The organism is Pelagicoccus mobilis, assembly GCF_016595505.1.
GTDB classification, from domain to species: domain Bacteria; phylum Verrucomicrobiota; class Verrucomicrobiia; order Opitutales; family Opitutaceae; genus Pelagicoccus; species Pelagicoccus mobilis.
In genome coordinates this window covers 1-17,772 of sequence record NZ_JAENIL010000040.1, presented here as the reverse complement: position 1 = coordinate 17,772, position 17,772 = coordinate 1, and the positions used below count along the sequence as shown (strand labels likewise).

The following is a 17,772-nucleotide window of genomic DNA, read 5'->3' as shown; positions in this document are numbered from 1 at the left end:
CAAGTAAATCGACAGGAGAGCTTATGAGCTTTATCACCGCGATTACTCAATTTTTTCGGGCTCGGTCTCTAAGCATTTTGAGCGCCCTACGCGGCGATGCTGGGGACTTGTCCCCAGTGTGGCTGTCAAAATTCTGTGAGAGAGGAGCTAGTTCTCGCTTATTGCGAGACCGTGGGCCGCAAACAATGAGCGGTAGCGCTCTGGCGTTGATTTAACGGAGTTCGGGAGAGTGTCGAAAATCTGCTTCAATTGGGGTTCTGGGGCCTTGTTTAAGCGTTTGAGATTTTCGATGTGTACGGATGCGGCGGAGGGGATCGTGCTGTCGAGGTAGTTGCTGAACCAAATGGAGTCTATGCCAGATGATAGAAGGAGGGGATTTGCTTTTTGAAAGCGATCATCGCTTTGCCATGTGTTGTATATCGTTTTGGCTGTATCGAGATATTTGATATCCTTGGTTACGTCGTACAGGTCGAGCGCGACAGAAGCGATGTAGGTGTAGTCGAGGGTTGATGCTGTTTGGGTGCGGCTGTTTGAGTTGTAGAGCGTCTTGCCGCTGGAATTAAAAGTGCTGGTTAGAAGAGTGTTGAATCGTTCTTGGGCTTGGGCGAGGCGGTTGCTGTGTTCGGTATCCTTGGCGATCGCTACGAGCGCTTTGATGATCAGGGCGTTTGTTGCGGTGTATCCAGTGTCGTCGGACAGTGGACGAGGTTTAGTTTCGCGTAGTTTTCTGAGTTCCAGTCGAAGTTCGTCCTCTTTTTTCGAGTAGATGGATTCTGAGTTGGCGAACGGAATATTTTGTTTGGTGTAGAGTCCGAGGATGTCGGTTTCTTGGTCGAGGTTTCCGTTTGGAGAAAGTCCCCAAAGTTCGGTGGTTTTAGGTGAGAGCGTGGAAACCTCATCGCTGCTTACGAGGTAGTAGGATCCTTCGGTGGTGTCGGGGCTTTCGCCTTGGGCGAAGCTGTCGAGATATTGGCGAGCGAGTCCGTCGGGTTTGGTAAGATCGGAGTCGATGTGTTCGAGCGTGAGGCGGATCAGGTCGCGGTAGATTGGTTTGGGAGCCTTCTGGCTGAGGTTTGAGACGGCGAGGAGTAGCAGCGCTTGGTCTGTCGTAGATTTTTGAAAGAGAGGGAGTTTCCAATTGGCGTCGTTGGATCCTGAGAAGAAGCCGCCGGATACGCTATCGAATCCTGCTCCGCTAGTAATTTGCGAGAGGTTGGCCTCGAGGGCTGAGAGGATCTCCTCGGCGTGCTGTTCGGGAAGGAGAGGGAGGATTCTGGTGTAGTTGAAGAGATCGAGGGCGGGGAGAGTGGGGGATTCGGTGCTTAAGAATGGGGTGGTGGGGAATCGGGCTGGGGTTGGAAGGAGCTCAGGGGAGGGCATGCTTCTTGTTTGAGAGCTTCGCTTTAGGCGATCGGCGGCAATGCTCCGATACTCGTCTGGGTTGTTTTGCCATTGGTCGGAGACGTTTCTAGCGAGGCTTAGGAAGCCTTGGCCGCCCCAGTCGTCGGTAGGCGGGAAGTAGCCGCCTCCGTTGAGTGGAGCGAAACTGGTGTCGGTCCAAAGGCAGGTCGGGAGCTCGTTTCCGTCGAAGTGTTGATAGGCGAGATCTTGCAGGAAGGAGGCGAGCTCCGGTTCTTCGTTTGTCTCGACGAGAATGGGGATGGCCGTGTCGTTGAGGGTGGCGGCGATGGTTTTGTTTTGGAAGGTCTCGTTTAGCATCGCCTTCGCTAGGCTGTTGCCGAAATGGGCGACGAAGAAGAAGAGCGGCTTGTTCTCGTCTTTCGCTTTTTCAAGCAGGGCGGGATCCCATGGGTGCCAATTTACGGTGTCACTCTGGTGAGCTTCCCAGAGGGCGGACTTTGCGTTCGCGAGGGAGCTTGAAAAGGCGAGAAGGCAGGCGGCAGCGAAAAGGGGCAATTGGCGGATCAACGACATAAGGGCAGAACAATTACCGAGGGTATGGGTCGCAAGACCTTCTGTGTGCTCATTGCCTTTTTGCTGCTCTCTTAATTGCGTAAAAGGCAAAGCTTGATGTTGGGGGAAGAGGCTTCGATAGTCTCGCGATTGGACAGCAGCTTATGGAATCGAAGTATTTAGGAAAGACAGTAAGGGAAGCGATCGACGAGCTCGATAGTTTTGAGGCTCCGGAGGGAGTCTCTGTTGTTACCATGAAATCGGACGAGCTTACGAGTTCGTGCCCTATCACCGGGCAGCCTGATTATTACACGCTTTCGATCGAGTATGTGCCCGCTAAGCTTTGTATCGAGAGCAAGAGCCTGAAGCTCTATTTGTGGAGTTTTAAGGAGAAGGCGATGTTCGCGGAGAAGATCGCTGCAGTGATTTGCGACCGTGTGGTAGCGGATATCGCTCCGCTTCGCTGCAAGGTGACGACGGTGCAAAAGGCGAGAGGTGGAATCACCATCGAGACGCTTGCCGAGTATCCAAAGAGCGAGGCTTAATTCACGGTTGTATGAGTTTGATTGATAAGCTTGAGCGGAAGCTAGGTTTTCTGGCGATTCACAATCTGACTGTCTACCTGGTGGTCGGCCAGATTGGGATATTCATAATGGCCGCGGCCAAAGGCTCTTCGATCATGGGCTTTCTGGAGTTTGTCATGTACAGCTTCGATGGGTTCATCGATGGCAAGCCTTGGACGATTATTTCGTTTTTGTTGGTTCCGCGACATTTGGAGTTTTCCGGGATGGGCTTCTTTTGGACCATCGTCTCGTGGCTGATGCTTTACTCCTTGGGGAGTCAGCTGGAGAGAGCGTGGGGGGCGTTTCGCTTCACTCTGTTCATTCTCATCAGCTTGTTGGGCATTATCGTCACAAGCCTATTCTATCAGCAGACTTACATGACGAACTACTATCTGCTGTCGTCTATCTGGTTCGCCTACTTCATCACCTTTCCGGACGTTCCGTTTTTCTTCGGAATCAAAGCGAAGTGGATCGGTGTTTTCTTGGGAGTGATGACCCTGCTCGATTTTCTCGCCCAGCAAGGAGTTGGCCGGATGCTCATCGCGTTTTCATTGATCAATCTTCCTGTGTTTTTCGGCAGTGAAGTGTTGGGATATATTCGTGGCAAACAACGTATCCAGCGATTGAAAGCGGAGAAGAAACGGCAAGAGACAGAGCCGTTCCATACGTGTTCGGTTTGCGGCGCGACGGACCTTTCTCACCCGGATAGGGACTTTCGATATCGAAAGGAAGGGGCTATTTGTTCCGATTGTTTGGGCGATAAATCGGACTAATGTCCTTCGTACTGTTGTAACTCTTTGCGGGAGAGGGAGTCGCGAAGGGTGCATTCTCAGGGAGCTGTTGGGAGTATCCCTGAGGGGGTGTTGGTAAAAATATCCACTGTTGACTAAGGCGCGATCTTGGTATTGGTAGAAACACTGTAAGCCAACCAAGTATACCTAGGCCTATTCTCGGTTCCTTTCGTAGATCAGAATCAGTGTAGGACCTGCTTTTTATCTCTTTTCGTTTATTTCTGCGTTCCATTTGGGACGGGAGGGAAGAGGCGTCGTGGAGAGGGAGAGCGAACTGGAATCCAAACTAGTGAACACAAACAACATGTCCGAAAACGGACTACAATCTGGCCAGGCGACTGCTCCTGGAACTCAACAACTCGAACGCCTTACGAAACGGGAGAAGCAAGTGCTTTACTGGATCGTTGAAGGAAAGACGAATGGGGATATCGGAAAGATCCTCGAAATTAGCCCTCGAACGGTGGAGAAGCATTGTGAAAGCATCTTCCGTAAGCTGGGGATCGAAAATCGTTATGCCGCGATCGTTTTCGCTCTAACGAGCAACTGGGGACTCCAGCCCGAGTAAAAGTAAAGCAGCTAAGGCGTTCTCGAGGTTGAGGTTTATCCTCAGCTAGAGCCTTCGCGTTTCCAATTTGAATACAAACAGGCCGTTCTCCGAAAGGAGAACGGCCTGTTTTGTAAATTGTCTTCGAGATCGACTAGAGTGTTTTCCTTTTGAATAGGCACGATCTCAATGGCTGTGAAAGGTAGGGCGGCCTCGCCGCAGGCCTCCGTGGAGACGGTCCGATCCTGCATTGCGGCTGACTGGGCCAGTCAGCCCTACCTCGTGCGACTAACGATCTAGTTGAGGAGTCGTTCGAAGCGAGATTTTGAAGCGATCGGAAGAGCGGGTTGGCTCCAATCTACGGGATTCGGGGAGATTCCGATGGCTTCGGTCATGATACGGAGCGTTTCGCGGAGCTGGATGTCGAAGTCGGGGACTTCTTCTTCCTCTTCTTCGGATTCAGCTTCGGCGTTTGAAGCGCTGTTGCTTGCAACTTCCTGATCGGAACCGCCTTCGACGGGGAGGGCGGTGGATGCTGTTTCCGGCTCTGGCGTTTCCGTTTCGAGTTCGGCCTCTTCCTTTTCGCGTTGGGCTTCTTCTCGGATTACGCTGTCGAGTTTCACTTCGGTGAAGTCGAAATTGTTTTCGGCGAGCAGGCGTTGCTCGTCCTTGATTTGGTCGAGGAAGGCTTCGTCTTCTTCCATCATCACTTTTCGAGTCTCCATGTTGAGGGAGATCTCTTTGCGCTCCTCGCGTTCGAGGTACCAGTCGAGGCGCTTTTTCTGGAACTTGAATTCCTCGAGCGATTGAGTGCGAGCTTCGCTGTTTGTGGTTAGCGTATCGAGTAGGCTGTTCTTGAGCGTCATCTCAACGAAGCGAGCGACCGGCTTGATGTAGTCCCAGGAGAGTGATTCCGGCAAGTCAGCCTCGCCGACCGCGGTGACTTCTTCGATCGATTCGATTTGGATATCGGGGACGACACCCTTTCGCTGAGTGGAGAAACCGTTGGGGAGGTAGAACTTGCGGATGGTAAGTTTCGCAGCGCCTGCCCTGTCGTTGGCGATATCTTTGCGGAGCACGTATTGGTCGAGGGAGAAAACCTGTTGTACGGTTCCTTTTCCGTGCGTGGAGGTGTTGCCGATCGTGATTGATCGTCCGTAGTTCTGGAGCGCTCCGGCGAGAATTTCAGAAGCGGAAGCACTGTAGCGAGAGGTGAGTACCGCGAGTGGACCGTTGTAAGCGACCTTTGGGTCGCGATCCATGTGCGGGGTGACGTAGCCGCTCTTTTCTCGGACTTGAACAACCGGGCCACGGCGAATGAAGAGACCTGTCATGCGGATCGCCTCGTCGAGGAGGCCGCCTCCGTTGCGGCGGAGGTCTAGGACGATGCCTTGTACGCCGGCTTCTTTCATCTTGCGAACCAACTCTTCTACGTCGGCGGTGACGCTGGTCATGTGACGTTGGCCGTTTTCGAAATACTCGTCTCCTCCGTAGAAGGAAGGAATGTCGATGACGCCGATTGGGCTGACGTTTCCGTTTTCGTCAGGGACTTCGAAGACCTTGCCGGTGGCGCGGGCGGAGTTGATATGAACTTCGTCACGAACGATGTCCACGTCTTCACGGACTGAATTGTCTGTGGCGTCTGCGGGGATGATGGTGAGTGTGACTTTGGTGCCTTTTTCGCCGCGGATTTGGTCGACTACTTTCCGGAGGCTCATGCCGATGATGTCGACGGCTTCCTCACCGTCCTGGGCAACCGCGACGATCTTGTCGTTTGGCTTCAGCTTCTTGGAGCGGATGGCTGGTGCGCCGGGGACGAGCTCGCGAATAACGCAGTAGCCATCTTCTTCGCTCAGCATGGCGCCGATTCCGATCAGCTTGAGTCGCATGCTGATGTTGAAGTCGTCGAGCGTGTCTGAAGACAGGAAGCTCGAGTGGGGGTCGAACATCTTGGTCAGGCTGGTGAGGAAGATCTCTTGAACGTCCTTTTTGTCGAACTCGTAGATGCTGCGGAGCATTCTCTTGTAGCGTTTGGATACGCGCTCCTTCGCTTCGTCCTGTGTCTTCTCGTTGAGGATCTCTTGTAGAAGCTCGTACTTGATGCGGAGTCTCCAAAGCTCGTCCGCTTCCTCCTCGGAGGAGGGCCAAGGGCTTTCGCTGCGGTCGTAGACGAAGTATTCGTCAGTGTCGAAGGTCCACTCTTGCTCTAGCTGCTCGAGGACCCAGTCGACCCGGTCGATCGCTCGATCGCGGTAAAGGGTGTAGATTTCGAAGGCTGCCTTGAGGTCGCCTTGGTAGCGAAGTTTGAAGCCGAGCGAGCTGCCGTATTTCTTCATGAACTCCTCTTCGTGCTGGGAGAGGAAATAGAGCTTATTGTAATCGAGGTCTTCCATGAACTTGGTGATCAGCTCGGCGAAAGACTCTGGAGAAATTTCAGCGCTCTCGAAGTGCATGGTTTCGAGCATTTCGACGATCAGTCGGGCCTCATTTTGCATGAGGGGGGTGCTCGAAAGCTCCGGGAGGTCCCCGGATGGCATGTCATCGATGCCGGTGACAGCTAAGGATTGGGAGGAGAGGCAAAGCCCAACAAGGGCTACGGCGGCGTAAAGGCGCTTTATCATACGGTTCTGATTCGAGTTCTGAGGGCCGGGTCGCGTTCGGTTCGTATTAATTGCGAGTCGTTCCGGACGGGGGTCTGTTGGAATAGTGTCTGCAAGGAATTGCTACGAATAATGGCGTCGTTTGCCAGCGCGTATTGCGGCGGAGGCATTCTTAGCGTTTACGTAGCAGATCCCGCGCTTCGTCTAGGATTTGTTTCTCTTTTGGGCTCAGGGAGCCGAATCCCTTGCTGTTGATCTTGTCTAGGATGCGGTCAACCTCGCCTTTGAGATCGCGGGTTTCCTTGGAAACGTTCACCCGGTAAGTGTATCCTGCCGAACTCTTTGCTGTCTCCTTCTTCTTGAAAAAGCGTGCGAAGGAGAGCGAGATCGTGCCGGAGTTGTCGTATGGATTTTTCAGGTAAACATATTTGTAGAAAAGATAACCGACGAGCATGCCCCCCATGTGGGCCGAGTGGGCGACTTTTGCAGCGCTGGTGGTAGAAATTTCCTGGGCGAAGAAGCCGACCACGGCGATGACGATCATGCCGTACGCGAGATAGCGGGCTTTGAGGGGGAGTACGCCGAAGAGACTTATCTCTCCGTCGGGGTTCAGGCAGACGAAAAAGATTATGAGCGCTGAGACGGCTGCGGAAGCTCCGACCACGGAGCCTGCTCCGGAAATGAAGCTCGCTGCGAACCAGAGCAAGCCGCCTGCGAGAACGGCCGCGAAGTAAAGCTGCAGGAAGCGTTTTTGGCCGAGGGTCTGGATGGCAACTCTTCCGAAGAAGAAAAGCATCAGCATGTTAAAGAGAATATGCAGGAAGGAGCCGTGCAGGAAGGAGTAGGTGAGGGGCGTCCAGATTAGTCCGCTTCCGAGCGAGCCCGATCGGAATGCGAAAAACTGGTCGACGATGCCCGGACCGCCTTGCCTGTCGAAGAGACCCTGTAAAACGAATACTACTAAGTTGGTGCCGATTAGCCACGAGAGCGTTTTTTTCGCTCTATCGTCCGGGTTCGTGCTCATGTAGTCTCGATCGTACATTCAGAAATTTGGGGTCCGCTTTTAAGGTCGCTGCTTTTCTCTTAATTACAAGTGAAGACGTTTCGAATAAATCGAGCTATTGCGCCGCATCCTTAGGATTATCTTTCGATCTGGCTGCGGTAAGTTGCAAATCGCTGCTTGGGTGGACCGGCTGCAGCGGAGTTGGTTCAGTTGTTGAAGCGGAAAAGCGCGACATCCCCATCTTTGAAGGGGTAGTCCTTGCCTTCGAGACGGTATTTCCCGGCGTCGCGAGCGGCGGCAACACTGCCGAGCTCGGAAAGATCCGTGTAGGCGACCACTTCAGCCTTGATGAAGCCTTTCTCGAAGTCGGTGTGAATTACTCCGGCGCATTGCGGGGCGGTCATTCCGTCTTCGAAGGTCCAGGCGCGAACTTCCTTTTCGCCAGCTGTAAAGTAAGTCTTCAGGCCAAGGAGGGCGTAGGTCTCGCGGATAAGGAGCGACACTCCTGAGTCCTCCACGCCGAGGTCGGCGAGAAATTCTGCTGCGTCTTCTGCCGCGAGATCGATGAGCTCTGATTCGATTTGGGCGGAGATGACGACACATCCAGCGTCGTGGGCGGTCTTCGCGTATTCACGTACCTTTGTGACGTAGGGGTTTGAGTCGGCGTCGGCTAGATCGTCCTCCATGACGTTGGCGGCGTAGATGACCGCCTTGGAGGAGAGGAGGTGAAGCCCGCGGAGAACGGCGAGTTCATCGTCGTTCATTTCTAGGGTGTTGGCAGGTTTTCCGTCGTTAAAGTGGGGGATGAGGCGATCAATCAGATCAACTGCTGCGGCAGCTTCCTTGTCGCCGGAGCGCACCTTTTTGACGAGTTTCTCTTTTTGACGCTCGACGGACTCGAGATCGGAGAGAATGAGCTCTGTGTTGATGACCTCAATGTCGCGAACGGGATCGACCGAGCCCATGTTGTGCACGATGTCGTCGTTTTCGAAACAGCGGACGACTTGCACGATGGCGTCGGTTTCGCGGATGTTCGCGAGGAACTTATTTCCCAAGCCTTCGCCCTTGCTGGCGCCTTCGACGAGGCCGGCGATGTCGACGAACTCGATAGCGGCGGGGATCACCACATTAGTACTAGCGATCTCGCGAAGTACTTCCAGACGAGGATCTGGCACATTCACGACTCCGACGTTCGGATCGATTGTACAAAAGGGGTAGTTGGCCGACTCTGCTTTGCGTGTGCGAGTGAGCGCGTTGAAGAGGGTTGACTTGCCAACGTTAGGAAGACCGACGATACCAGCTTTCAGCATAAGGGCGGAAACATCATTGTATTGGATGTTGCTTGACAAGATTCATTTTTGATTAATCTTCGCCGTCTTTTCCAAATTTCTAGGAGACGCAAGAATGGCACTTAAGATCAAACTCCAACGCGCAGGCGCAACACACGAACCAGTCTACCGAGTAGTGGTAGCGGAAGCACGCGGTCGCCGTGACGGTCGCTTTGTCGAGAAGCTCGGCACATACCTTCCAAAGCAGAAGGACGAAGCGAAGCAGCTCGAACTGAACGTAGAGCGTGCTGAGTACTGGATGTCTGTAGGCGCGAAGCCAACCGACACTTCCAACTCCCTCATCAAGCGTGCTCGCAAAGAGCAAGCTGCAGCCGCTGAGGCGTAAGACCAAGGGCTCGTCCCTGTAATCACACTTTTCCAAACCCGGCTTCTTCGGAATCGCCGGGTTTGTCTATTTTCGAGGTCGAACCGCTACATTAATATATAGACGGTTCAATTCAGTTTTCCGCACCACTTTCGATGAAGATCGATGTTCTCACACTGTTTCCCCAGATGCTCGATGGATTCCTGTCCGAGAGCATGATCGGGCGTGGAGTGAAGAATGAAATTCTCGATGTGGATGTGCACAATCTCCGGGATTGGTCCAAGGGGAAGCACAACCAGGTGGATGACCGCCCGTTTGGGGGTGGGGCAGGGATGGTGCTGATGCCCGAACCGCTCTTCGATGCGATTGAGGAAATCCAAACTCCCGACACGCATCGGATCTATCTCGCGCCGGACGGGGATCCACTGACTCCGGAACTGGCGAGAGGGCTCGCCAAAAAGAAGCGACTCCTTCTGGTCAGCGGCCACTACGAAGGAATCGATGACCGGGTGCGGGAGAATCTCATCGATCAAGAGGTGAGCATCGGGGATTACGTGCTCACCAATGGAACCCTGGCGGCCGCGGTTCTGATCGACTGTTTGAGCCGCTTTTTGCCCGGATTTTTAGGGGAAGAAAAGTCATTGACTAACGAAAGCTTCCAAGACAACTTGCTCGACTTTCCACAATTCACGCGCCCAGCGGTGTTCAGAAACATGCCCATTCCGGAGGTTCTTCTCTCTGGAAACCACGCAGAAATCGACAAGTGGCGGCAGCGGGAACGATTGGAAAGAACGCGAAAACGCAGACCAGATTTATTAGAGGATTCACCATGAACGCAGTAGTAAACGAAGTAACAAAAGAGCACCTCAAGGACGACGTCACCCCTTTCAAGGTTGGAGACGGTGTAAAGGTACACACCCGTGTTGTTGAAGGTGGCAAGGAGCGTATCCAGATTTTCTCTGGCATCGTTATCGCTCTCAAGGGATCTGGCATCAACCGCACATTCACGGTTCGTCGTATCTCCTACGGTGAAGGCGTTGAAAAGGTGTTCCCAGTTCACAGCCCACTCGTTTCCAAGATCGAAGTGGACAAGGAGTCCAAGACAATGCGTGCTCGCATGTACTACCTCCGTGACCTCGTCGGTAAGAAGGCGATGCAGGTTAAGGAAAAGCGCCTCGCGAAGGGCAACCACTAATCTGGTTCTCCAAATTGAATTTTTAAGAAGCCGTCCCGAACTGGGGCGGCTTTTTTGTGTTTCGTAGCGCGGCGCTTTAGCCCGCGTCGTCGATTCGGTTGATCCTGCATAGCGGTCGCGGGCTAAAGCACCGCGCTACATTTTCATTACCGAAATTCGGGTTTCCGCTGAGGGGAGTTCATTCGAGTGGCTTCAAGTCTGTATTTAGCGCAACGGTTTAGAATCTTTACCTCCTTGAGACTTGAAACCCCTGACTCGGCGCGGATGCTCGTCGGTCTCCATCTAGGGAAAAGATTCACCCTCGAATTCTGATATGAATAAAGAACTCCTACAGAAAGCAGCTACCCAAGCCCGTGGACTCGCGATCGACGCGATCCATGCCTGTTCCTCAGGCCACCTCGGCCTTCCGCTCGGTACGGCCGAAATCGGTTCCGTCCTCTTTGGCGACGCTTTGAGCATCAATCCCGACGAACCGCGTTGGGTAAATCGCGACCGCTTTATCCTCTCTGCAGGACACGGTTCAATGTTTATCTACAGCTGGCTGCACCTTGCTGGCTTCGATCTCTCTCTCGACGAGGTTAAGAATTTCCGTCAACTCCACTCCAAGACTCCAGGGCACCCAGAGTATATGGAGACTCCAGGTGTGGAGTGTACAACTGGCCCGCTTGGTCAGGGTGTTGGCAACGGTGTTGGTTTTGCGATTTCTGGAAAGATGGCTGCGGCCAAGTTCAACACGGCTGAGCACACGATTATCGACAACAATATCGTGGTTCTCGCTGGTGATGGCTGTTTACAAGAGGGTGTCGCTCAGGAGGCCTCTGCACTCGCTGGCCACCTCAAGCTCGATAACCTGATTCTTTTCTACGATTCAAACGATGTGACCCTCGATGCGATGGCTGACAAAAGCCAGTCCGAGGATACGGCTGCTCGCTACGTGGCGATGGGCTGGGACGTTTTAACGATCGATGGACACGATCTCGACGCTGTTGCAGAAGCCTACGCCAATGCAAAGGCCGCCACCGGCAAGCCGCAGATGATTATCTGTAAGACCGAGATTGGTCGCGGTATTCCAGAAGTCGCTGGCACAAGTGCTGGCCATGGTGAAGGCGGCGCGAAGTTCGCTGAAGGCGCTCGCAAGGGTCTCGGTCTTCCGGAAGAAACGTTCTATGTTTCTGAGGATGTTCGCGATTTCTTCGCTGCCAAGAAGGCCGCGCGCGTCGAGGCCTACAACGCATGGCTCGAAACGTACAATGCGTGGAAGGGGGCAAACGCAGAGCTTGCCGCTCAACTCGAAGCTGGTGCGGCCGCTCCAGTTGATGTCGAAGAGCTTTTCGCGGCTATCCCTGAGTCTGCGGAGGATGCAAAGGTTGCGACCCGTGGCTCTGGTTCCACTGTTCTTCAGCCAATTGCTCAAGCTCGCCCTGAGTTGATTTCCGGTTCCGCTGACCTTCACGGTTCTACCAAGAACTACATCAAGGACGGAGGAGACTTCCTTCCCGGAAACGAAACCGGCCGTAACTTGCTCTTCGGTATTCGTGAGCATGCGATGGGTGCCCTTATGAACGGTATCGCTTACGACGGAATATTCCGTGCATCCGGTGCGACTTTCATGGTTTTCGCTGACTACTGCCGTCCATCCATTCGTTTGGCTGCTCTCGCGAATCTTCCAACGATCTACATCTTCACTCACGATTCTGTCGGAGTTGGGGAAGATGGCCCAACTCACCAACCCGTTGAAACGGTTTCCGGTCTCCGCGTAATTCCAAACCTCGACGTTATCCGTCCTGGTGACGCAGAAGAAACAGCGGGTGCCTTCGTGGCGGCTATGGAGCGTCTCTCAGGTCCAACGATGCTTTCGCTCACTCGCCAAAACATCCCGAACATCAATACGGTATCTGCGAGCGAACGTCGTCACGGTGTTCTCAAGGGTGGTTATGTCATCAAGAAGGAGACTGCTGATCTCGAAACCATCATCATTGCGACCGGATCTGAGCTTCAGCATGCGGTTGAGGCGGCTGAAGAGCTCGGTGCAGGAACGCGCGTCGTGTCTATGCCATCCATGCTCCGTTTTGATGCTCAGTCTGATGAGTACAAGGAGTCCGTGCTTCCAGCGGCTTGCAGCAAGCGTATCGCTATCGAAGCAGGAGTGTCTGGTCTCTGGTACAAGTACGTTGGAACTGAAGGCAAGGTGATCGGTATCGATCGCTTTGGTATCAGCGCTCCTGGCGACACCGTTATGGAGATCCTGGGAATGAGCGCTGCGAACATCGTAGCTGCCGCGAAGTAGACGACATCGTAAAACGACAACTTCCGAATCCCCGGATGCATCACGCGTCCGGGGATTTTTTTGTTAACCGCTAAGGGCTCTAAGATCGCGAAGTTTTGTGAGCTCAAATATCCCGTCGGCTTTCATGGCTCTAGGGAAAGTTTACCCTGTAGCTACTGTAGGGCAGGGCGCTGACCTGCCATCGTTTTGTCGCCTCCCGCGGCGACCTACAGTCGGATTCGCATTTGCATCCCCAATCAGTAATTCCTCTGCGAACTTTGCAGTCTCCCGGTCGTAGCTTCATCCGAAGTCCGATTCTTCGCGGTTAAGCCATTTCTCCTTTATTGCAGGAAACCCTGATTGCGGACGCAAAGATTCCGCTATATCTTCACTGCAAGTAAACCCCCTAGGGCTTTCTTCTTGAATGAGGGATTTAAGTCAGGTGGGATTGCGCCGTTCCCTTAGCGGTTAGTCTGAAATAAATTATGAATTACCGATCCCTCCTTGTGCCGGGTGAGCTAGCGTTGAAGCGGCTTTCACTCGTGCGAATTTTCCTGATCTCGGCTCTTTGTGTGGCTTCAATCTCTTTTTCATCCGCCCAGGTGGACGAAGGTGAGCCGCTCGAAAAGTTCATTTTGCAGGCTGAAGACCAGTTGCGCATCACGTTTCCGGGAGCTCCAGAGCTGGATGCGGACATTCAGGTTCGTCGTGACGGCGTGATCTCGGTTCCAATCGTGGGCGAGGTGGTTGCCGCAGGCAAAACCCCGAGCGAGCTAGAATCATTCTTAGCTGATAAATTCGAAAACCAGCTGGTATCCAATGAGGTGATGGTGACTGTGGTCGAATCGCACTTCACCTATTACCTCGAAGGAGAGGTGATGAGCCCTGGGATCATACGCTCATTCCGTCAGCTTTCTGTTTTAGAAGCGATTATTGCGGCGGGTGGCATAAACAAAGTCACGGGTAAGATGAAGTCGGTAGTGGTGATCCGCCGGCAAGGTGACAAGTACCAGCATTTCGAGCTCGATCTCGCTGCAGTGATCGATGGCAAGAAAGACGGAGCCTTCGTGCTCGAATCGTACGACATCGTCTCCATCCCCCAGCGTGTCTGGTAGACTCATTTAATCTAATCCTCCTTAATATGATAGCACTTGTAGGTTCGACTGGATACGTCGGAACCGCCTTTCGCGTTCTCCTCGAAAGCAAAGGCGTAGAGTTTAAAACTCTGAGCGGTCGCGAGATTGCGAATGGTTCAAAAGAAGACTTTTCTGATTCGCTCAGAGCGATCGGCGCGAAGTTTCTTGTGAATTGCGCGGGGTACACCGGTAAGCCAAATGTGGATGCGTGCGAGCTCGATAAAGGCAACTGTCTCGACGGAAATGCCGTACTGCCAGGAGTGATACGTGAAGTTTGCTCTGACCTTTCGATTGGTTGGGGACATGTTTCTAGCGGATGTATCTTTGGTGGCGAACGCCCCGGAGGTGGAGGATGGAAAGAGGATGACGCTCCGAACTTCTCTTTCCGTAAGCCCCCTTGCTCGTTTTACAGTGGGACGAAAGCCTTAGGAGAAGAGGTTCTCGGCTACCGTGAAGTCGATCGTGGAGAAGGCGAATGGCCGGCCTGGGAGCACGAATCTGAGGCGGAAGGTTATGTATGGCGTTTGCGGATACCTTTTAACCACATTGACAATCCTCGGAATTACCTGACGAAGGTCCAAAGCTATGCAACCCTTTTGCAGGCTACCAATTCACTGAGCCAGCTTGAGGATTTCGTGACTGCTTGTTTCGAGTGCTATGAAAAGGACGTTCCTTACGGGATCTACAACGTAACAAACCCGGGTGCGGTGACCACTTCTCAAGTTGTGGATCTCATCAAGAAAAGTGGCGTAAACAACAAGGAGTTCCAGTTCTTTGCGGATGAAGCTGATTTCATGTCAAAGGCTGCCAAGACTCCGCGCTCGAACTGCGTACTAGACGAAAACAAGCTCAAGGATGCAGGTGTGATCATGCGTCCTGTCGAGGAAGCCCTCGAATGGTCGCTGAAAAACTGGCAGAAAGCTGCTAATTAACCGCGAAGATCGCTAAGTGCTCTAAGTTCTTTAGAGATTAGATTCTACATCAATAAATCCCAGAACCTCTTAGTGACCTTCGCGTCCTTTGTGGTTAAAAAATGACATCATGAATTCAATACTCGTTACTGGAGGCTGCGGCTTCATTGGCTCTAATTTCGTTCGCGTGCTTCTACGCGATGACGCGAAGCTCCTCAAGGAGAAGGGCTTTGATCGTATCGTAAATGTCGATTCGCTCACCTATGCGGGCAATCCAGCTAACCTGAGCGATCTTGCTGGCTCTGATGCGTATGTTTTTTCAGAAACCAGTATCCTGGATCAGGATACGATCAGTTCTCTAATCAAAGAGCATGGGGTAAACTCAATTGTACACTTCGCAGCAGAAAGCCACGTAGACCGCTCGATCGATACTCCTGAGCCCTTCATTGAAACCAATGTTACTGGAACGCTAAGGATGCTCGAGGCGGCTCGTCATCATTGGGCCGGTCTTGAAGGCGAGGCGAAGGACGCGTTTCGATTCCTTCATGTTTCAACGGACGAAGTCTACGGAACGCTTGGTCCCAACGATCCCGCTTTTTGCGAGACGACCCCGTACGCACCGAACAGCCCTTATTCCGCATCCAAGGCGTCTAGCGATTTTCTAGTTCGTGCTTACTTCCATACCTACGGAATGCCGGTCGTAACGACGAACTGTTCCAATAACTACGGCCCGTACCAGTTCCCAGAAAAGCTGATACCGCTGGTAACCCTCAACGCGCTTGAGGCGAAGCCATTGCCGATTTACGGCGACGGCAAGCAGATCCGTGATTGGCTTTTTGTTGAGGACCACTGTACTGGGATTTTAGCCGCTCTGGAGAAGGGCGATCTAGGTGAGACCTACTGTATTGGAGGTCGTAGCGAAATGGAGAATATTCAGATCGTTAAACGCATTTGTGGTCTTCTCGATGAGCTCGCTCCTGTTGGCCAAAACGAAAACGCTCAGAAGGCAGGGATCGAAAAGTACGAGGATCTTATCACCTACGTAAAGGACCGTCCTGGGCATGACCGTCGCTACGCAATCAACTGCGAGCGAAGCGAAAAGGAATGTGGATGGGTGCCTGCCGAGACATTTGATTCCGGTATCCGAAAAACCGTACAGTGGTATCTCGATAACCAAGATTGGTGCCGCGACATCGCCGAAAAGAAGTATGCCCGCGAACGCCTAGGAAACGCTTAGCCTGTAAGCTCTAATTGTTTGACCACAGAACACACAGAAATCACAGAACGGGGAGAGGTGAAATTTGTTAGTCCGTATCCGAAATGTAATCTGTGTCTAGTTTATAGCTTAGATGAATCTGTGTACTCAGTGTAATCTGTGGTTAAGAAAATTCTTCGCGCCCTTAGCGGTTAAAACAAAAAACAACCCACTTTTTCTATGTCTTCTTCGAAACCAAGAAAAGGAATCGTCCTGGCGGGTGGTTCTGGAACACGTCTTTATCCCTGTACGATTGCGGTATCCAAACAGTTGATGCCGATCTATGACAAGCCGATGATCTACTATCCTATCTCTCTGCTTATGCTGGCTGGGATTAAGGACATTTTGATCATTTCAACGCCGCAGGATACGCCTCTGTTTGAGCGCCTGCTCGGTGATGGTTCCGCCTTTGGAGTCAACTTCAGCTACGAAGTGCAGCCGAGTCCGGACGGCCTTGCTCAGGCATTTCTGATCGGTGAGGAGTTTCTTGATGGAGCTCCTGCTGCATTGGTGCTGGGAGATAACTTGTTCTATGGTCACGAGCTCGTACGTACGCTCAAGAGCGCTGACGATCGCAAAGACGGTTCCACTATTTTTGGATACAATGTAGCGAACCCAACCGCCTATGGTGTTGTGGAGTTCGATCCAACTGGAAAGGTTATTTCTATCGAGGAGAAGCCGGAACAGCCTAAGTCGAACTATGCGGTGCCAGGTCTTTATTTCTACGATGAGCGAGTTGTTGAGTTTGCGAAACAGGTAAAGCCATCAGCTCGCGGTGAACTCGAGATCACAGACCTCAACCGTAACTATTTGGAGCAAGGTGACTTGAATGTGGAACTGCTCGGCCGTGGTACTGCATGGTTGGATACGGGAACTCACAAGAATCTCATGGAAGCCGGCCAATTCGTACAAGTTCTCGAAGAACGCCAAGGTCTTAAGATGGCCTGTTTGGAAGGGATTGGATATGAGAACGGCTGGCTTACTAGCGAACAGCTTGAAGAACGTATCCAGTTCTTGGGCAAGACGAGCTACGCTACGTACCTCAGGCAGTTGGTTAAGTAGGTTGAACCGCCAAGTTCGCCAAAAACGTAAGCTTTTAAAAAAGCCCTTCGCTTTCGACGGGCTTTGTGTGTGTTTACATGTTCTGTGGAAGTAACATTGGTAGCGACCATCGTCTCCGATGGTCACATAACGTTAATTCCAAATGGCCATCGAGGACGATGGCCGCTACCACACTGTAGGGCAGGGGGGTGACCTGCCTTATTTTTGTCGCCTCGACGCGGCGACCTACAAAGTGCTGTGATGAGCGAAGAGATTGTTTAGAAGCACAGATTACACAGCTGTGCACGGAATGTGTTTTGGTGAAGTAGGTTTGAACTGCTACCGAACGGAGTGACATGATAACAAGGTCCTGGGGCCGCTAAGAACGCCAAGTCTTAATAAAAGAGCCCGTCGCTTTCGACGGGCTTTGTTTTTTTTGAAGATGTCCGCTAGGGACTACCGAGCTACCGAGCTAAAGGCGACATGACCACAAGAGCCCAAGCGACAAAGCGAAAGCGCCCACGGACGCTACCTTGTCTGTAGGTAGGGCGGGGCCGCCGTGCCACGCCTTGAGAATAGGGTAGAGGTAACTGCAAAAAGGTTCGGGACGGGCCCGAACCCTACCTCGTTCTTTCCAACCAAACGAAAACCACCTTCGTTTCCGTATCGTCCGTTGTAGGGCAGGGCACTGACCTGCCATTCTTTTGTCGCCTCGACGCGGCGACCTACAGCTTCAATTGCTCTTCGCAATGCATATTGGCGTCAACTTAAGCCTATACGCTGTGCGCAGGAGGGCAATGCTCCGCGGGCTGTTGCCCAAAGGGGCAAGAAACGGACCGCTTTCCCGAAAGCGTAAAATTCAGAGGGAAAGACTGACGCGGGCCGAAGCTGGAGAGATGC

At 52.7% G+C, this 17,772-nt stretch carries 15 protein-coding genes; 11 read left to right on the top strand and 4 right to left on the bottom strand.

What is annotated here, in order from left to right:
• Positions 1-147 precede the first annotated feature (147 nt).
• The gene (locus JIN87_RS19370; RefSeq protein WP_200357266.1) at positions 148-1,935 is read right to left on the bottom strand and encodes a DUF255 domain-containing protein; all 1,788 of its coding nucleotides are present in this window, start codon (positions 1,933-1,935) and stop codon (positions 148-150) included.
• Between the two features lie 143 nt (positions 1,936-2,078).
• Here JIN87_RS19370 and queF point away from each other — a divergent pair, with 143 nt between their 5' ends.
• The 3 genes from queF (at position 2,079) to JIN87_RS19355 (ending at position 3,833) form a co-directional block, all read left to right on the top strand.
• A complete protein-coding gene (gene queF, locus JIN87_RS19365) occupies positions 2,079-2,459 on the top strand; it encodes a preQ(1) synthase (protein WP_200357265.1) in 381 nt (126 codons plus the stop codon).
• 11 nt (positions 2,460-2,470) lie between these two features.
• Positions 2,471-3,250 (top strand): rhomboid family intramembrane serine protease, encoded by a 780-nt coding sequence (locus JIN87_RS19360; protein WP_200357264.1) that lies wholly within the window; start codon positions 2,471-2,473, stop codon positions 3,248-3,250.
• 307 nt (positions 3,251-3,557) lie between these two features.
• The gene (locus JIN87_RS19355) at positions 3,558-3,833 is read left to right on the top strand and encodes a response regulator transcription factor (protein WP_200357263.1); all 276 of its coding nucleotides are present in this window, start codon (positions 3,558-3,560) and stop codon (positions 3,831-3,833) included.
• Positions 3,834-4,108: 275 nt separating this feature from the next.
• On the opposite strand, the gene JIN87_RS19350 is transcribed toward JIN87_RS19355, so the two are convergent.
• The 3 genes from JIN87_RS19350 to ychF all read right to left on the bottom strand — a co-directional run bounded on the left by JIN87_RS19350 (position 4,109) and on the right by ychF (position 8,725).
• Positions 4,109-6,433, bottom strand: a complete 2,325-nt coding sequence (locus tag JIN87_RS19350) for a carboxy terminal-processing peptidase (protein ID WP_200357262.1) — start codon at positions 6,431-6,433, stop codon at positions 4,109-4,111.
• A 151-nt stretch (positions 6,434-6,584) separates the two neighbouring features.
• On the bottom strand, positions 6,585-7,454 hold the full coding sequence (locus tag JIN87_RS19345) for a rhomboid family intramembrane serine protease (RefSeq protein WP_200357261.1): 870 nt from the start codon (positions 7,452-7,454) through the stop codon (positions 6,585-6,587).
• A gap of 167 nt (positions 7,455-7,621) precedes the next feature.
• Positions 7,622-8,725 carry a redox-regulated ATPase YchF gene (gene ychF / locus JIN87_RS19340; protein WP_200357310.1) on the bottom strand — a complete coding sequence of 368 codons (1,104 nt, stop codon included), beginning with the start codon at positions 8,723-8,725 and terminating at the stop codon, positions 7,622-7,624.
• 94 nt (positions 8,726-8,819) lie between these two features.
• On the opposite strand from ychF, the gene rpsP reads away from it, so the two are divergent.
• The 8 genes from rpsP (at position 8,820) to rfbA (ending at position 16,893) form a co-directional block, all read left to right on the top strand.
• Positions 8,820-9,089 carry a 30S ribosomal protein S16 gene (gene rpsP, locus JIN87_RS19335; protein WP_200357260.1) on the top strand — a complete coding sequence of 90 codons (270 nt, stop codon included), beginning with the start codon at positions 8,820-8,822 and terminating at the stop codon, positions 9,087-9,089.
• Positions 9,090-9,223: 134 nt separating this feature from the next.
• A complete protein-coding gene (gene trmD / locus JIN87_RS19330; protein WP_200357259.1) occupies positions 9,224-9,901 on the top strand; it encodes a tRNA (guanosine(37)-N1)-methyltransferase TrmD in 678 nt (225 codons plus the stop codon).
• Positions 9,898-10,263, top strand: coding sequence for a 50S ribosomal protein L19 (gene rplS / locus JIN87_RS19325; protein WP_200357258.1), 366 nt, complete (start codon positions 9,898-9,900; stop codon positions 10,261-10,263). The genes trmD and rplS overlap by 4 nt, the downstream gene beginning before the upstream one ends.
• A 313-nt stretch (positions 10,264-10,576) precedes the next feature.
• Entirely contained in the window at positions 10,577-12,550 is a 1,974-nt protein-coding gene (tkt, locus tag JIN87_RS19320; protein WP_200357257.1) for a transketolase, read from the top strand.
• Between the two features lie 464 nt (positions 12,551-13,014).
• Positions 13,015-13,644, top strand: a complete 630-nt coding sequence (locus JIN87_RS19315; RefSeq protein ID WP_200357256.1) for a polysaccharide biosynthesis/export family protein — start codon at positions 13,015-13,017, stop codon at positions 13,642-13,644.
• 26 nt (positions 13,645-13,670) lie between these two features.
• A complete protein-coding gene (locus JIN87_RS19310; protein WP_200357255.1) occupies positions 13,671-14,597 on the top strand; it encodes a sugar nucleotide-binding protein in 927 nt (308 codons plus the stop codon).
• Positions 14,598-14,706: 109 nt separating this feature from the next.
• Positions 14,707-15,813, top strand: coding sequence for a dTDP-glucose 4,6-dehydratase (gene rfbB, locus JIN87_RS19305; protein ID WP_200357254.1), 1,107 nt, complete (start codon positions 14,707-14,709; stop codon positions 15,811-15,813).
• A gap of 198 nt (positions 15,814-16,011) precedes the next feature.
• Positions 16,012-16,893, top strand: coding sequence for a glucose-1-phosphate thymidylyltransferase RfbA (gene rfbA, locus JIN87_RS19300; RefSeq protein ID WP_200357253.1), 882 nt, complete (start codon positions 16,012-16,014; stop codon positions 16,891-16,893).
• Positions 16,894-17,772 lie beyond the last annotated feature (879 nt).

Excerpts from the sequence above, each read along its gene's own strand:
- JIN87_RS19315 (WP_200357256.1), top strand. The coding sequence starts at position 13,015 with ATGAATTACCGATCCCTCCTTGTGCCGGGTGAGCTAGCGTTGAAGCGG.
- rpsP (WP_200357260.1), top strand. The coding sequence starts at position 8,820 with ATGGCACTTAAGATCAAACTCCAACGCGCAGGCGCAACACACGAACCA.
- ychF (WP_200357310.1), bottom strand. The coding sequence starts at position 8,725 with ATGCTGAAAGCTGGTATCGTCGGTCTTCCTAACGTTGGCAAGTCAACC.
- tkt (WP_200357257.1), top strand. The coding sequence starts at position 10,577 with ATGAATAAAGAACTCCTACAGAAAGCAGCTACCCAAGCCCGTGGACTC.
- queF (WP_200357265.1), top strand. The coding sequence starts at position 2,079 with ATGGAATCGAAGTATTTAGGAAAGACAGTAAGGGAAGCGATCGACGAG.
- rfbA (WP_200357253.1), top strand. The coding sequence starts at position 16,012 with ATGTCTTCTTCGAAACCAAGAAAAGGAATCGTCCTGGCGGGTGGTTCT.
- JIN87_RS19310 (WP_200357255.1), top strand. The coding sequence starts at position 13,671 with ATGATAGCACTTGTAGGTTCGACTGGATACGTCGGAACCGCCTTTCGC.
- JIN87_RS19350 (WP_200357262.1), bottom strand. The coding sequence starts at position 6,433 with ATGATAAAGCGCCTTTACGCCGCCGTAGCCCTTGTTGGGCTTTGCCTC.
- JIN87_RS19370 (WP_200357266.1), bottom strand. The coding sequence starts at position 1,935 with ATGTCGTTGATCCGCCAATTGCCCCTTTTCGCTGCCGCCTGCCTTCTC.
- JIN87_RS19360 (WP_200357264.1), top strand. The coding sequence starts at position 2,471 with ATGAGTTTGATTGATAAGCTTGAGCGGAAGCTAGGTTTTCTGGCGATT.
- JIN87_RS19345 (WP_200357261.1), bottom strand. The coding sequence starts at position 7,454 with ATGTACGATCGAGACTACATGAGCACGAACCCGGACGATAGAGCGAAA.
- rplS (WP_200357258.1), top strand. The coding sequence starts at position 9,898 with ATGAACGCAGTAGTAAACGAAGTAACAAAAGAGCACCTCAAGGACGAC.
- rfbB (WP_200357254.1), top strand. The coding sequence starts at position 14,707 with ATGAATTCAATACTCGTTACTGGAGGCTGCGGCTTCATTGGCTCTAAT.
- trmD (WP_200357259.1), top strand. The coding sequence starts at position 9,224 with ATGAAGATCGATGTTCTCACACTGTTTCCCCAGATGCTCGATGGATTC.